The organism is Nonomuraea sp. NPDC052129, assembly GCF_040680095.1.
Lineage (GTDB): Bacteria > Actinomycetota > Actinomycetes > Streptosporangiales > Streptosporangiaceae > Nonomuraea.
The window spans coordinates 182005-195432 of sequence record NZ_JBFAVX010000019.1; the positions used below are offsets into that span (position 1 = coordinate 182005).

The following is a 13428-nucleotide window of genomic DNA, read 5'->3' on the forward strand; positions in this document are numbered from 1 at the left end:
AGACCCCCGCGCGCGGCTCACACGCAGCAGATCATTGACGGTATGAGGCCGGGGCTGGAACGCGTTGAGCCATCAGCCCTTGATCGCCTCGGTGAGCTTGTTGATGAACTCCTGCTCCGCCCCGGAAACGCCCTTGGCGCTGTCGGACACCTTGGTGGCGATTTCGAGCACCCATTGGCTGTAGGCGTGCACGTCGTCCTCCGTGCCCTTGCTCCGTAGCAGAGCGATGGCCGCGGGGGCCTTGGCGAGCGCGTCCGCTATCGCCGCATCCGCGTCCTGGCCGCCGATCGCCTCGCCCTTGGGGGTACGCGCCGCGAGCCCTCTGACGAGCGCGTTGCTGTGCTGCTCGGCCTCCACGAACACCTTGCCGCCGGCATAGAGCTCCTTGGCCATCCCGATGATGCCTTCGCTCTCGACCAGCTGCGCCGCCCAGACCACCTGCCTTGGCACGTGAAACAGCTGGTCCAGCTCGTCCTCGGAGAACGCCGATAGATCTGTCATGTCCCTACCTTTCATCGTGTGGAGTTTCAAGTCACGATCATGATCGCATCGGGGGGCTTGCCGCGGAGATGAAATGCGACAAATGATCGTTTCCCACTTGACCAGCACCCCCTGCTCGACTGGCCGCTCCGGCCGTACCCAGGCGTTCCCCCGCTCAAGGCGCCGACCGTCTCCAAGGTCTCCAGGTCGAGGCGGCCGGCGGGCAGAGGTCGGCGTGCAGGGAAGTTCAGTGTTCGCGTTTCTTGCCGTGGCCGTGGCGTCGCCCGCGCGCCCCCGGCGCGTTGCCGGGCACGAGGCGCAGCGGGTGGGCACGGGCCGACTGGGCAACGAGTTCGCCCAGCTCCGCCAAGCCGATGGCATCAGGATGCCCGGAGCTCACGGCCGCCTCGATCACTCCCGTCGCGTCCTTGCCCGCCATCTCGGTGTCCTGCTCGAGGACGGCCTCTGGTCCTCCGAGTTCGAGAAGGTTGAGCAGCCCTTCCGCCAGTAGCAGCAGTTGTTCGCGATCTTCGATGGACTCCGGCTGGAGGTCTCCGCCGTCGAGGAGCGCGGTCAGAGCGAGGGGGCCGAGGACGGGGTCGGCGCGCAGGCTCCGGAGCATCGACAGGCCGTCCGGCAGGGCTTCCGTCAGGATGCCGAGCGTGGCCGAAGCTCGCGTACGGAACGGACAATCGCGTATGGCCTGCAGCAGCGTCTCGACGTCCTGCCCCGGCACCGCCAGCCAGCCGGACAGCTCAACGGCGGCCGCCTCGGGCGGGTAGTGCTGGGCGAGCAGGCCGAGGAGTTCGGCGGGTGGCGCGGTGGCCAGTTCGCCGATCAGCGGGGCGTCACGGCCTTCCGCGAGCATGCGCTCCCGGGTGGCCCGCAGGCCCAGCGGCGTCAGCCGGGCCAGCAGGAGGTCAGGATCGCGCAGGCGGGCCAGCAGCCGGGTGGCCGCCTCCGAATCCAGGGGCTGGGCTTCGTCATCGAGGTCGCTGGAGTACAGCTCGTCGGCCGCCCCATGGCTCAGCTCCACGGCACCGAGCGCGGCAAGCGCCTCGAGTGCGGCCACCAGGTCCAGATCGACCTGCCGCCGCCACGCCTCCTCCCGGAACCCCTTGTCATCGACCAGGAAGTACTCCTTGCAGGCCAGCCAAACCGACTCCTGGAGGCGGACCACGGGGACAGGACTCGGCAGGCCGTACATCGAGTTCAGCACGTCCGGCAGGATCTCGTCGAAGGACTCGACGAGCATGGAGGCGGGGTACCAGGACGAAGGCGGCGCCCCGATCGTGCTGCCCAGCTCGAAGAACGCCTCGAACGCACGTCTCCAAAGGGCGTCCGGATCGCGCAGGATCGGCGCGGCCTTGGCCACCCGGAACAGCCGTCCCTTGCTCGTACGGATCAGGCGGGCCTTCTTCGCCCAAGCGAGCAGGAGGTTCACCTGGCGCATCTCGACGACGCGCAGGTTGTCTTCCCCGGTTTCCAGCAGTGCCGCCAGCTCTCGGGCGTCGGGGCGCCGGGGAGCCCCCGCGGCGGTGAGCGGTCGCCCGTCCGCTCCGGCCCACTCCGCCACGGCGGCGAGTCGCCGTACGAGAATGCTCTGAGCCGCCGCCTCGGTGAGCTCCACCGCGGGCGGGAGGGCGATGGGCGGCTGGGTGTATGCGCGCTCCTCGTCCAGCCCCGGCTCGGTGAGCCGCGCCATCAGCTGGTCGAGGACCTCGGCGTCGAACGTCACCCGCCCGGCGTCGACGTCCCGCTGAAAATTCTCCACCGCCCGGCGATTGTCGAAATCGACACCCCTGTCGGCCGCGGTCTGCGTCCAGAACTTCGCGACGCTCTGGCGGAGGGGATCGTCCAGCGCGGCGGTGTACTCGGCCTCGGTCACGGCGGACGACAGGTCCGCCACCGCGGTGCCGCGTGGGTCGCGCAGACCTGAGGCATCGAGGTAGCGCAGGAAGGTCAGCAGGCAGTCCGGCGCGGCCTCGAGGATGTCCCGAGGAGCGACCACGTAGTGCGGGACCCATTCCAGCAGGAAACGCCGCACCTGGTCCGTGTCCCAGTAGGCCAGGCGGCCGTCGCGGCTGCGGTGGCGCGATTCCAGGGCCGCCGCCAGCACCGTGTCGTCGGCGGGCAGGCCGCGTTCGTCCGCCCAGGCGAGGCAGCGGCGGGTCAGCAGACCCACGGCCGCCTCGAACTCGTCGGTCTCGTCGGGTTCGAAGAAGGTTCGAGTCATTGTCGCAGGCTAGCCAGCCGGTAGGTCTGGCGCTGGTCGTTCTTCCATCGGCCTGTCCCAGGCGAGGGCTAGACGGTCACCGCACCGTCCGAGGCGGACCTGACGGTCGCCGCGTACTTGGCCAGCACGCCCCGTTCAACCGGCCGCTCCGGCCGTACCCAGGCGTCCCGTCGCAGCCCCAACTCCTCCTCTGGCACGTTCAGGTCCAGCGTCCCCGCCGCGCTGTCGATGACGACCACGTCCCCGTCACGCACCAGCGCGAGCGGGCCGCCGACGTACGCCTCGGGTGCGACGTGCCCGATGACCATGCCATGCGAGACCCCGCTGAACCGCCCGTCGGTGACCAGCGCCACCGAATCCCCCAGCCCCGTACCCACCAGCGCACCCGTGATCGACAGCATCTCCCGCATACCAGGGCCGCCGGCCGGGCCCTCGTAGCGGACAATGATCACGTCGCCCGGCAGGATCCGCCCCTCCTGGATCGCCGCGAAGCACGCCTCCTCGGAGTCGAACACCCTGGCCGGGCCCTCGCGCCGGAAATCCGCCTTGCCGCTGAGCTTGAGCACGCAGCCGTCAGGGGCGAGCGAGCCGCGCAGGACAGCCAGTGCCCCGCGTGCCTTGGCGGGGTTCTCAACGGTCGTGACCACCTGCTGCCCCGGCGTCTCCGTCGCCGCCGCGGCGACGTCGGCGTACGTACGGCCGTCGACCAGGGCGGCGTCCGCGCGCAGCAGGCCCGCGTCCAGCAGCCGCCGGGCCACCAGCGAGGTGCCGCCGGCGCGCCACAGGTCGGCGGCGGTGTGCGCGCCGCTGGGCATGAGCCTGGTGATGATGGGGACCTGGCGGCAGATGGCGCCGATCTCGTCGACGCGCAGCGGCAGCCCGGCCTCGCGGGCGATGGCGAGCAGGTGGAGTACGGCGTTCGTCGAGCCGCCCATGGCGGCCACCGAGACGATGGCGTTGTGCAGGGCGTCCTCGGTGAGGATGCGCGAGGGCCGGGCGTCGCGGGCCAGCGCGTCCATGACGATCTCGCCGACGCGCTCGGCCGCGGCGTTCTTCGTCTCGGCCACGGCCGGGATGTCGCCGATGCCGAACGGGGCCAGGCCGAGGAAGTCGGCGACGGAGGCCATGGTGTTGGCGGTGTACTGGGCGGCGCAGGTGCCGGGGCCCGGACACGCGTGCTTGGCCAGGTCGTCCACGTCGGCCTGGTCGATCCGGCCGACCGCGCGCTCGCCGAGGGCCTCCCACATGTCCTGGATGGTGACGTCCCGGTCGCGCCAGCGGCCGGGCATCATGCTGCCGCTGTAGAGGACGACGGCGGGTACGTCCAGGCGGGCCAGCGCCATGATGCCCGCCGGTACGGTCTTGTCGCACCCCACGATGCACACCAGCGCGTCGAACCCGTGCGCCCGGCCCATCAGCTCGATCGAGTCGGCGATGATCTCGCGGCTGACCAGCGAGGCGCGCATGCCGGGGGTGCCCATGGTCAGGTTGTCGGAGACGGCGATCGTGTTGAACTCCATCGGCGTGCCACCCGCCCTGCGCACCCCCGTGGCGACGTGCGCGGCCAGTTCGCGCTGGGTGAGGTTGCAGGGCATCGTGCCGGTCCAGGTGGAGGCGATGCCGATCATGGGGCGGCGCATCTCCTCCTCCGACAGTCCCATGGCGTACAGGTGAGAGCGGGCGGGTGCGCGGTCCGGATCATCGGCGATGCTCATGTTGCCACCTTACGAACGAGCCGGCAGTACGGATCAGCGAGGGCGGTGTCAGGCGGCATGTGCCCAGGACGCTGACGGGGACGGCCTCTCCCTCATCCGGGGCTCACTGCCCTCGGAGGCTTCCCCAACAACGCTGAGGTACCTGACCGTCCTTCCGTCCGCCCCGTCGGTATACGGTCAGGGCCTCACCACTTCTGAGGGCGACGAGCGTGCGAGCAGAAGTGAAGGAGAAGCGTTTCGGAAGCCTCTACTGCGACACTTTCCGCGTAGTCGAGGAAGAGTAAGTCTCGCTAGGCGAAAAAGATCATGAGTGTGGCGGTCGCCTCGGCTGCCGTGGGATCAGCGGCCACCAAGGGGCCTCGCGGTGTGCCGCTTGGAGCGGCGAGCACTGGTCCCGCAAGAAGGCGGACTACACCTGTTTCAAGGGGAGACGGGCACAGCCTCATCAGCTGTGTGCGCGAGCCCGAAGGGGATTGCGCGTACGCGCATGGGGAGATCGACATGGGGCCGGTGAGGGCCCCATGGGCTCAGAGGGGCGATGAGAGTTGTCGAAAGAAACGCGCACGCGCGGGGGGCAAAGCCTGGCGGAGGCGCTGGAGACCTACTTGGCAGAGTGGTCGGAGCGCACGGGCATCGCCGTCGAGACATGGGCGCTGCCCTCGACCGACGTACCGTCGGGCGTCGCGGCGGGCATCCTCGCCGCCACGCGCGAGGCCCTGAGCAACGTCGAGACCCATAGCCGCGCGAAACTCGTCTCCGTCGCGGTGACCTCGGGCAAGAGCGGCCTCCGGCTGACGATCCGTGACCACGGCGACAGCTTCGCCACGCTCAGGGCGGGGCGCGGCATCGCGCGGATGCAGGCCACCTTCACCGAGCTGGGCGGCAGCCTGTCGGTGACCGGTACGCAAGGGGAGGGCACCACCGTCAGCGGCGTGCTGCCTAGCTAGAACACCGCTGAAGATCTTGTTGGTGGAACAGGCCGGGTGCCCGACGGGCAGATGACGGTGGCGGGCCGGCGTCGATGTGGAAGTCGTCCGGGGTAAAGCCACCTAGCACGACCGGACGCAGGGCGCGGGTTTGATCATCAGACGGCGCCCGGCATCGGTCGGTGCCTGACGGCAGGGGCCGGCGCAGGGCCTGCTCCCCGCAGCCGCCGCCCGGCCCATCACCACCGCCCGGCCCATCACCACCGCCCGGCCCATCACCACCGCCCGGCCCATCACCACCGCCCGGCCCATCACCACCGCCCGGCCCATCACCACCATCCGGCCCATCGGCGCGAGCAGGTCCAGGCTGCTCCATCGTGCCGTACCGCCGACCATGTACACCACGACGTCGAACCGACCGGCCTCGGCCACCTGCTCGCGTAGGACGACCTCGTCGTAGCCGAACGCCTTGGCGGTCTCGATCTTGGCGGGGCTGCCCATGGTGCCCACCACGCGCCCCGCACCCCGCACCCGGGCGGCCTGGCGAGCGCGTACATGTGCGTCCGCTCCGCCTCGTCGAGCTTCAGTGCGCGGGCGCCCACGACCAGCACAGCGTCGGAGACCTTGATGTCTCGTCGTTGCTCCAGCCGGGTGTACCAGAACCCCCCGATACCGGCGAGCACGACCACCTCTTTCCGGCGCAGTCCAGAAGGACCGCGGCGCCCTCCGGTGGGCATGCCGACAGCGGTGAGCGTGAGGGCCTCCCGCTTGACACGCAGGAACTCTTCAAGTTCACCACGGCGACGTTGACTGGTCGTCACAAACTCGCCCTAGGCCAGGTCAGCACTTGACAAAAATAATTGTCGGTAGCATGCTCCAACCATGGACACGATCACTTCCAAAGACGGCACCCAGATCGCCTACGACCGCATAGGCCAGGGTCCGGCGGTCATCCTCGTCGACGGCGCCATGTGCCACCGCGCGGCCGGCCCGAACCCGGCGCTGGCCAAGGAGCTGGCTCGGAGCTTCACCGTCTACACCTACGACCGCCGGGGGCGCGGCGACAGCGGCGACACCGCGCCGTTCTCCCCCGAGCGCGAGATCGAGGATCTGGCCGCGCTGGTGGAAGAGGCCGGCGGCACTGCCTTCCTGTACGGCATCTCCTCCGGCGCGGCGCTGGCCATGGCGGCCGTCGAGAGCGGCCTGCCGGTATCGAAGGTGGCCGTCTACGAGGCGCCGTTCGTGGTCGACGACACCCGGCCGCCGATCCCGGACGACTACGTGCGGCAGCTCGAAGAGATGGTCGCCACCGGGCGCCGGGGCCAGGCGGTCGCCTACTTCATGCGCGAGGGCGTCAACCTGCCCGGCGTGCTCGTCGCCATGATGCGCTTCATGCCCGCCTGGTCCGGTATGAAGGCCATCGTCCACACACTGCTCTACGACGTCGCGTTCGTGGCCGATTACGAGCGCGGCAAGCCGCTCCCCGCCGCCCCCTGGGCCTCGGTCAAGATCCCGACCCTGGTGATCTGCGGCGGCAAGAGCCCCGCGTGGATGCGCAACGGCATGCGGGCCTGGGCCGACGTGCTGCCCAACGCCGAGCACCACACGCTCGACGGCCAGACGCACATCGTCAAGGCCGCGGCCCTGGCGCCGGTCCTGGAGGGGTTCTTCCGATGAGATTCCGCGCCGTCGTCGAACTGGGCGGCAAGACCGCCACGGGCATCGAGGTCCCTACCGAGGTCGTCGAGGGTCTCGGCGGAAGCAGGCGGCCCGCCGTCAGCGTCACGATCAATGGCTACGGCTACCGCAGCACGGTCGCCTCCATGGGCGGGCGGTACATGCTGCCGCTCAGCGCCGAGAACCGGCAGGGCGCGGGGGTGACCGCGGGCGACGAGGTGGAGGTGACGCTGGAGCTCGACACCGCGCCCCGGGAGGTGGCGGTGCCGGCCGACCTGGCCGCGGCGCTCGACGACGCTCCCGAGGCCAAGCGCTTCTTCGAAGGGCTGTCGTACTCCCGCAAACTCCGCTACGTCCTGCAGGTCGAGGGCGCCAAGAAGGCCGAGACCAGGCAGCGGCGCGTCGCCGACACCGTCACCCGGCTCGCCAACGGTGAGGGCTGACCGCACTTTTGCGGACGAAGGGGCGTCTTTGCCAATCGAGTGGGCATATGGGCGCCATGGCTGAGTTCCTGACCGATATCAAGACCATTCGCGAGCGCGCCCGCGCCGAGATCGACAAGGGCCCGATCACCGACGCCTATGGCGCCGACCTGGAACGCGTCATCCAGGTCTGCAACGAGGCCCTGGCCACCGAGCTGGTGTGCGTGCTCCGCTACAAGCGGCACCACTACACCGCGTCCGGGCTGCAGTCGGAGTCGGTGGCGGCGGAGTTCCTGGAGCACGCGGGCGAGGAGCAGGAGCACGCCGACAAACTCGCGGCCAGGATCGTACAGCTCGGCGGCGCGCCCGACTTCAACCCCGACACGCTCAGCTCCCGCGCCCACTCCCAGTACGACGAGAGCCGCGGACTGATCGACATGATCAAGGAAGACCTGGTCGCGGAGCGGATCGCGGTGGCCAGCTATACCGAGATCATCCAGTGGCTGGGCGACAAGGACATCACCACCCGCCGGGTGTTCGAGGAGCTCCTGGCCAAGGAGGAGGAGCACGCCGACGACATGCAGAGCCTGCTCGAACGGATTCCCTCCTCCTAAGGGCGAGCCGACGTCACCATCTACATCTAAGGGCAAGCCGACGTCACCACTTCACCGGCAGTGACACCAGGCCTGCCGTCAGCGAGTCGGCGCGCACGCGCAGCTCCTCGACCGGCACCGCCAGCCGCATCCCCGGAAAACGCGGGATGAGCCGGGCGAACACCGCCTGCAGCTCGATCCGGGCCAGCGGCGCCCCGATGCAGTAGCGGGCACCGTAGCCGAACGAGACGTGAGCCATCGCCTCCCGGGTGATGTCGAACCGCTCCGGGTCGGCGAACATCGTCTCGTCGTGATTGGCCATGCCGATGTGCAGCAGGACCAGCTCGCCCGCCCGGACCGTGACCTCGCCGATCTCCAGATCGACGCGGGCGTATCGGGGGATGCCGCCGGTGCCGTTCACCATGGGCACCCGGAGGATCTCCTCGATCGCCCCGGTGAGCAGCCCGGGCTCGGCCAGCAGGGCGTCCCACTGCTCCGCGTTCGCCAGCAGGTACAGGGCGCCCATGCCGATCTGCACGACCGTGGTCTCGTGTCCGGCGAACAGCAGGTTCATGGCCCGTCGCGCGATCTCGTCGTCGTTCGTGTCGGGCACCTCGATCATGCGAGAGATCACGTCGTCGCCCGGCGCGTGCCGCTTGCGCTCGACGAGGCTCTTGCCGTACTCGTACAGGTCGACCAGGCCCTGCATCGAGCGGGCGTGATCGGCGGTGTTGCCCGCCGCCTCCGTCCAGGCGCGGAACTGGTCGCGATCCTCGTACGGCACGCCGAGCAGCTCGCAGATGACCAGGATCGGCAGCGGCAGCGCCAGCGCCTGGTGGAGATCGGCCGGTGAGCCCTGCTGCTCCAGCTCGTCGAGCAGCTGGTCGGTGAGCTCTTCCACGCGCGGACGGAACGCCCGCATGCGCTTCGGCGAGAAATGCGGCTGGAAGACCGCCCGCATCCTGGTGTGGTCCTCGTGCTCGGTGTCGAAGTCGCCCATCGGGCCACCGAACAGCGCGGACTCGCCGATGCGCGCGGCGGTCTCGGGTTGGGGGTGCGAGCGGCCGAGCCGATCGTCGTCGAGCAGGCGCCGCACGTCCTCGTAGCCGGTCACCAGCCAGGCGTCGTCGCCCGTGCTCGTCTTTACGCGATGCACCGGCCCCTCGGCCTGCAGCGCGCGCAGCAGGGGCGCCGGCCGGAGGAGCTCAGGCTGCTCGAAGGGAAGCTTGTTCACTGGCATGTGAACAACGGTATTTGCAGAGCCGGGTGATCCTCTACCGGCACTTCGAGTCGCGAGTCCGTCCGGATCGCCCGGCATCATCTGGCCGCCAGGATCGTCGATCCGAAGTGGGCGGACTGGGCGGCGCGGCTGGTGTTCGCGGTGACCGTCGAAGGGGTCATCGCGTGGCTGGACGCCGGACGGCCCGATCCCGGCACGGCTGCCGAGCGCGTCTCCCGGGCCGTCCACGGCGTCATCGAAGCGGCCTCCTGACCGCGAACTCCTCGCCAGAGGCGTCCGGAGATGCTGCTGCGCCAGGGATCGAAAATCTATAGTCGCCACGGTAGACATTCGTCGCTGTTGTGGCTAGTGTTTCTGCCATCGCAAGGAACGGATCCACGAGGGCGGCGCACGAGATACCCAGGCGTCACGACGAGCCGCCCGGACGAGCGTGGATAGCAGGAGTGATCGGCAGAAGGTCGGACGTGCAGGGCCAAGAAGTCGCAAGGGGCCCGACGCGTGGACGCGCTGCCAGAGCGGCCGTCGAAGGCCGTCTCATGACAAGGGTTGTAGAAGGTTCACAGATAGCGAAGGGAGTGTTGAACGCCATCAGGATCGCCCGTCGCCGGTGTGTTTTCGCCGCACGGGTACCGCAGCTCCACAGACGGGAAGGTGGTCTACGGTCACGCTTACGCGATCCCCGCACCCCCGCCCACAGCGGGCGGCTGTTGCGGAAACGGCAATTCGGCCTCTTGGCCGGTAGATGGTGTTGAACAACCTAGTTGCGGGCCCCGGCGCATAATGGCGCCGGGGCCCTCGTCCGCGTTCAGGAGGTTACATGGATCGAACATCCCCAGAGTTGGCCGCAGGGCCCGATAGCAAGCCCAAGCCCCGCACCACGGCCGCTACTTCCACGCTCGCGTCAAGCGCCGCTTACGGCGACAAAGCCGAGTCCCGCATCCTGTCACCCTCCGCTGCGGCGGTGGATGCCAGCGCTGAAGCCAAACTCGACGATGACGACTACCCCGCCTACAGCATGGGCCGGGCCGCGGAGATCCTGGGCGTCAGCGCGGCTTTCCTGCGCAGCCTGGGCGCCGCCAAACTGATCGAGCCGCAACGCTCCAACGGCGGCCACCGCCGCTACTCCCGCTACCAGCTGCGCTTGGCGGCCAGGGCCCGCGAGCTCGTCGACCAGGGCACCGCCCTGGAAGCCGCTTGCCGGATCATCATCTTGGAAGACCAGCTCGCCGAGGCGCTACGCATCAACAACTCCCGCGACCGCCCGGCCAACCCTTAGCGCCGGCGACCTCATCGACCCCGCGGCCTGGTCCCGCAAAGCGCCGACCAGGCCCAGCGTGGTGCTCGATCTCGAAGCGGAGCACGGTGCTGCCGCTCTCGCGGGGCTCCAGCTCGCTGTGGCCCATGAACCAGGAGTCGATGCCCGGTCCTTCGGCGATCGCCATCGCCCTCCTGGGCGACGGGACTCGCTCTTGAGAGGGAGACCGAGGATCGCCCGTCGCGGCGATCCCCTTTGAGCGGCGAACTCCGAGGATGGGCTGCATATCCCGCAGCTTTGAAGGAGAACCGGTCGTGAAGAACCGCACCGCGCTCATCGCCGCCCCCCTGCTCGTCCTGACCTACGGTCTGCTCAGAATCGTCGACGGCTTCGACGGCGTCCGAGGTCCTGGCTTGGCCTGGACCGCCGGGCACCTCGCTTTTCTCGGGGCTTTGACACTGTTTGTCCCGATATTTTGGGATATGCGGAGGATGTTGGAGCGGTCCGCCCTCGCCACCGCGGCCCTGGTCGCGGGCGTCGTCGGGATCGGCTGCGCGGCCGCCCAGTTCGCGATCGACATCATCGTCGGCTTTCTGGCGGCCGACCATGACGCGATGAGCCCGATGTTCGAGCAGGTGAAGGCGGTGCCGGGCGTGGACCTGGCCGTCTACAGCGCGGGACCGATCCTGTTCTACGTGGCCCAGCTCGCCTTCGCCGCCCTGCTCGCCGGGCACCGGCTGGTCAAGGTCTGGGTGCCGGTCGCGGTGCTGGCCGAGATCGTGCTGTCGGCGGTCAACCTGGACCTCATCCCGGTGGGCGCGATCCTGCTGCTGGTCTCGTTCCTGCCGCTGATGGGCCGCCGCACGACGACGGCGAGGCACGCTCCCGTACATGCGTGAGAGCCGGCGTACGGGAAGCATGAGCCGGCATACGGAAAGATGGGGCACCGTGTCCGACTTGTCGCTTATCGACATCGTCCGCCGAAGGATCGCGGCGCTCCCTCACCTCTGGGTGGACGCCGCGCTCACCGCGGTGATCCTGATCGCCCAGCTCTGGCCCCTGCTGTTCAGCGACGAGCGGACCGGCGAGCCCTGGGACTGGTGGGGGTACGTGGTGGTGGTCGCCGCGTCGTTGCCCCTGGTCTGGCGGCGGCGGGCGCCGATCGCCGTACTGGTCGTCTGCCTGTGCACGGGCGCCCTCTACGATCTCGCCGACCACGTCGCGCGCCAGCCCGTCTGGTACGGCGGCATGGTCGCGCTCTACACGGTCGCCGCCTACTCCGGCACCTGGCAGCGGATTCTCGTGCTCGTCATGACCGTCACCGGTGGCCTGCTCGTGGTCGGCTCGTCGGAGACCGCACTGCGCGGGACGGTGCTGTTCGTGGCCGCGTACGCCATCGGCAGGGCCACCGCCACCTCCCGCGCCCACGCCGCCGCGCTGGAGGAACGGGCCGAACGGCTGGAAAGGGAGCGACAGATGGAAGCGGAACGCGCGGCCGAGCACGAGCGCGCCAGGATCGCCCGCGACATGCACGACATCCTCGCCCACGCGGTCAGCCTCATGGTCGTCCAGGCCGAGGCGGGGCCCGTGGTGGTCAGGAGCAACCCGGCGCGGGCTGAGGCCGCCTTCGACGCGATCGCCGCGGCGGGACGGGACGCGATGATGCAGCTGCGCCGGATGTTGGGCGTGCTGAAGGACGAGGAGGCGCCGCGCGCGCCGCAGCCCACCATCGACGACCTGCCCGCTCTGGCGGACCAGGTCTCCCACGCGGGGTTGCGGGTGGCGTACGCCTCGACCGGAACGCCACGGCCCGTCTCGCCCGACTGCGCCGTGGCGGCGTACCGGGTCACGCAGGAAGCACTCACCAACATCGTCAAGCACGCCGGCGCGAACCACGCGGACATCCGGCTCACCTGGGAGGACGACACCCTGATGCTCGACATCACCGACGACGGACACGGGTTGCCGTCAAGCGGGCGCGGGCTGCCTTCGGGCGGGCACGGGCTGATCGGCATCCGCGAGCGCGCCGCCGCCTGCGGTGGCACCGCCGCGGCCCGTCCCCGCACCGACGGGCCGGGCTTCCACGTGTCGGTACGGCTCCCGCTGGCCCGCGCATGACCGGCCAGGACGCGGCCCCGAGCATCCGGGTCGTCGTCGCCGACGATCAGGAGCTGGTCCGCGGCGGGTTCGCGATGATCCTGGACGCGCAGCCGGACATCGACGTGGTGGCCGAGGCGGGCGACGGGCTCCAGGCCGTCGCCGCGGTCCGCGAACACGACGCGGACGTGCTCCTGCTCGACATCCGCATGCCCAGGATGGACGGCATCGAGGCGGCCAAGATCGTGTGCGCGGAGACCGGCTGCCGGGTGCTCATGCTCACCACGTTCGACCACGACGACTATGTCTATGACGCGCTGCGGGCGGGGGCCAGCGGGTTCCTGCTGAAGGACGTGCGCCGGGACGATCTGGTCAACGCCGTACGAGTGGTCGCGGAGGGTGAGTCGCTGCTGGCGCCGACGGTGACCAGGAGGCTGATCTCCGAGTTCACCTCCCGGCCGGCCGCCAGGCCCGCTAACGCGCTTGCCGTACTGACCGCGAGAGAGCGTGAGACGCTGCAGCTGATCGCGCGCGGACTGTCGAACGCGGAGATCGCCAAGGCCATGGTGGTCAGCGAGCACACCGTGAAAACGCACGTCAGCAACCTGCTCGCCAAGCTCGGGCTGCGCGACAGGGTGCAGGCGGTGATCACCGCCTACGAATCGGGCCTCGCGGTACCGGGTGCGTAACGTGTGGTCAGACGGGGTAAGCGGGGACGTATGCACGACCTCTCGACCGACGAAACGGGAACGGCCCCAAGAAGAGTGGATGAATCACCCTGCCAAGT

General features: G+C 69.6%; 13 protein-coding genes. 8 read left to right on the plus strand and 5 right to left on the minus strand.

Annotated features, from left to right (window positions below; all coding sequences use genetic code 11):
• Positions 1 to 72: 72 nt before the first annotated feature.
• The 3 genes from AB0L53_RS34865 to ilvD all read right to left on the minus strand — a co-directional run bounded on the left by AB0L53_RS34865 (position 73) and on the right by ilvD (position 4431).
• On the minus strand, positions 73 to 501 hold the full coding sequence (locus AB0L53_RS34865) for a hypothetical protein (RefSeq protein WP_364003202.1): 429 nt from the start codon (positions 499 to 501) through the stop codon (positions 73 to 75).
• 226 nt (positions 502 to 727) lie between these two features.
• A complete protein-coding gene (locus tag AB0L53_RS34870) occupies positions 728 to 2716 on the minus strand; it encodes a hypothetical protein (RefSeq protein WP_364003205.1) in 1989 nt (662 codons plus the stop codon).
• A gap of 68 nt (positions 2717 to 2784) precedes the next feature.
• Positions 2785 to 4431, minus strand: a complete 1647-nt coding sequence (ilvD, locus tag AB0L53_RS34875; RefSeq protein ID WP_364003208.1) for a dihydroxy-acid dehydratase — start codon at positions 4429 to 4431, stop codon at positions 2785 to 2787.
• Between the two features lie 605 nt (positions 4432 to 5036).
• Between ilvD and AB0L53_RS34880 the strand changes: the two genes are divergently transcribed.
• Positions 5037 to 5378, plus strand: coding sequence for a hypothetical protein (locus AB0L53_RS34880; protein WP_364003211.1), 342 nt, complete (start codon positions 5037 to 5039; stop codon positions 5376 to 5378).
• A gap of 102 nt (positions 5379 to 5480) precedes the next feature.
• Here AB0L53_RS34880 and AB0L53_RS34885 read toward each other — a convergent pair whose 3' ends face one another.
• Positions 5481 to 5870: a zinc-binding dehydrogenase gene (locus AB0L53_RS34885; RefSeq protein WP_364003214.1), complete on the minus strand. Its 390-nt coding sequence runs from the start codon at positions 5868 to 5870 to the stop codon at positions 5481 to 5483.
• Positions 5871 to 6239: 369 nt separating this feature from the next.
• On the opposite strand from AB0L53_RS34885, the gene AB0L53_RS34890 reads away from it, so the two are divergent.
• Genes AB0L53_RS34890 through AB0L53_RS34900 form a run of 3 tightly spaced genes read left to right on the plus strand, consistent with a single transcriptional unit; the run spans position 6240 to position 8070 of the window.
• Complete coding sequence (locus AB0L53_RS34890) at positions 6240 to 7034, plus strand: alpha/beta hydrolase (RefSeq protein ID WP_364003217.1); 795 nt, start codon at positions 6240 to 6242, stop codon at positions 7032 to 7034.
• On the plus strand, positions 7031 to 7477 hold the full coding sequence (locus AB0L53_RS34895) for a YdeI/OmpD-associated family protein (protein WP_364003220.1): 447 nt from the start codon (positions 7031 to 7033) through the stop codon (positions 7475 to 7477). The genes AB0L53_RS34890 and AB0L53_RS34895 overlap by 4 nt, the downstream gene beginning before the upstream one ends.
• 56 nt (positions 7478 to 7533) lie before the next feature.
• A complete protein-coding gene (locus AB0L53_RS34900) occupies positions 7534 to 8070 on the plus strand; it encodes a ferritin-like domain-containing protein (protein ID WP_357957748.1) in 537 nt (178 codons plus the stop codon).
• Positions 8071 to 8113: 43 nt separating this feature from the next.
• Here AB0L53_RS34900 and AB0L53_RS34905 read toward each other — a convergent pair whose 3' ends face one another.
• Positions 8114 to 9289 (minus strand): cytochrome P450, encoded by a 1176-nt coding sequence (locus AB0L53_RS34905; RefSeq protein ID WP_364003222.1) that lies wholly within the window; start codon positions 9287 to 9289, stop codon positions 8114 to 8116.
• 1015 nt (positions 9290 to 10304) lie between these two features.
• Between AB0L53_RS34905 and AB0L53_RS34910 the strand changes: the two genes are divergently transcribed.
• The 4 genes from AB0L53_RS34910 to AB0L53_RS34925 all read left to right on the plus strand — a co-directional run bounded on the left by AB0L53_RS34910 (position 10305) and on the right by AB0L53_RS34925 (position 13330).
• On the plus strand, positions 10305 to 10565 hold the full coding sequence (locus AB0L53_RS34910; RefSeq protein WP_358545787.1) for a MerR family transcriptional regulator: 261 nt from the start codon (positions 10305 to 10307) through the stop codon (positions 10563 to 10565).
• Between the two features lie 293 nt (positions 10566 to 10858).
• Positions 10859 to 11443: a hypothetical protein gene (locus AB0L53_RS34915; RefSeq protein ID WP_364003224.1), complete on the plus strand. Its 585-nt coding sequence runs from the start codon at positions 10859 to 10861 to the stop codon at positions 11441 to 11443.
• Positions 11444 to 11492: 49 nt separating this feature from the next.
• A complete protein-coding gene (locus AB0L53_RS34920) occupies positions 11493 to 12662 on the plus strand; it encodes a histidine kinase (RefSeq protein WP_364003227.1) in 1170 nt (389 codons plus the stop codon).
• Positions 12659 to 13330: a response regulator transcription factor gene (locus tag AB0L53_RS34925; protein WP_364003230.1), complete on the plus strand. Its 672-nt coding sequence runs from the start codon at positions 12659 to 12661 to the stop codon at positions 13328 to 13330. Before AB0L53_RS34920 ends, AB0L53_RS34925 begins: the two co-directional genes overlap by 4 nt.
• Positions 13331 to 13428: the final 98 nt, after the last annotated feature.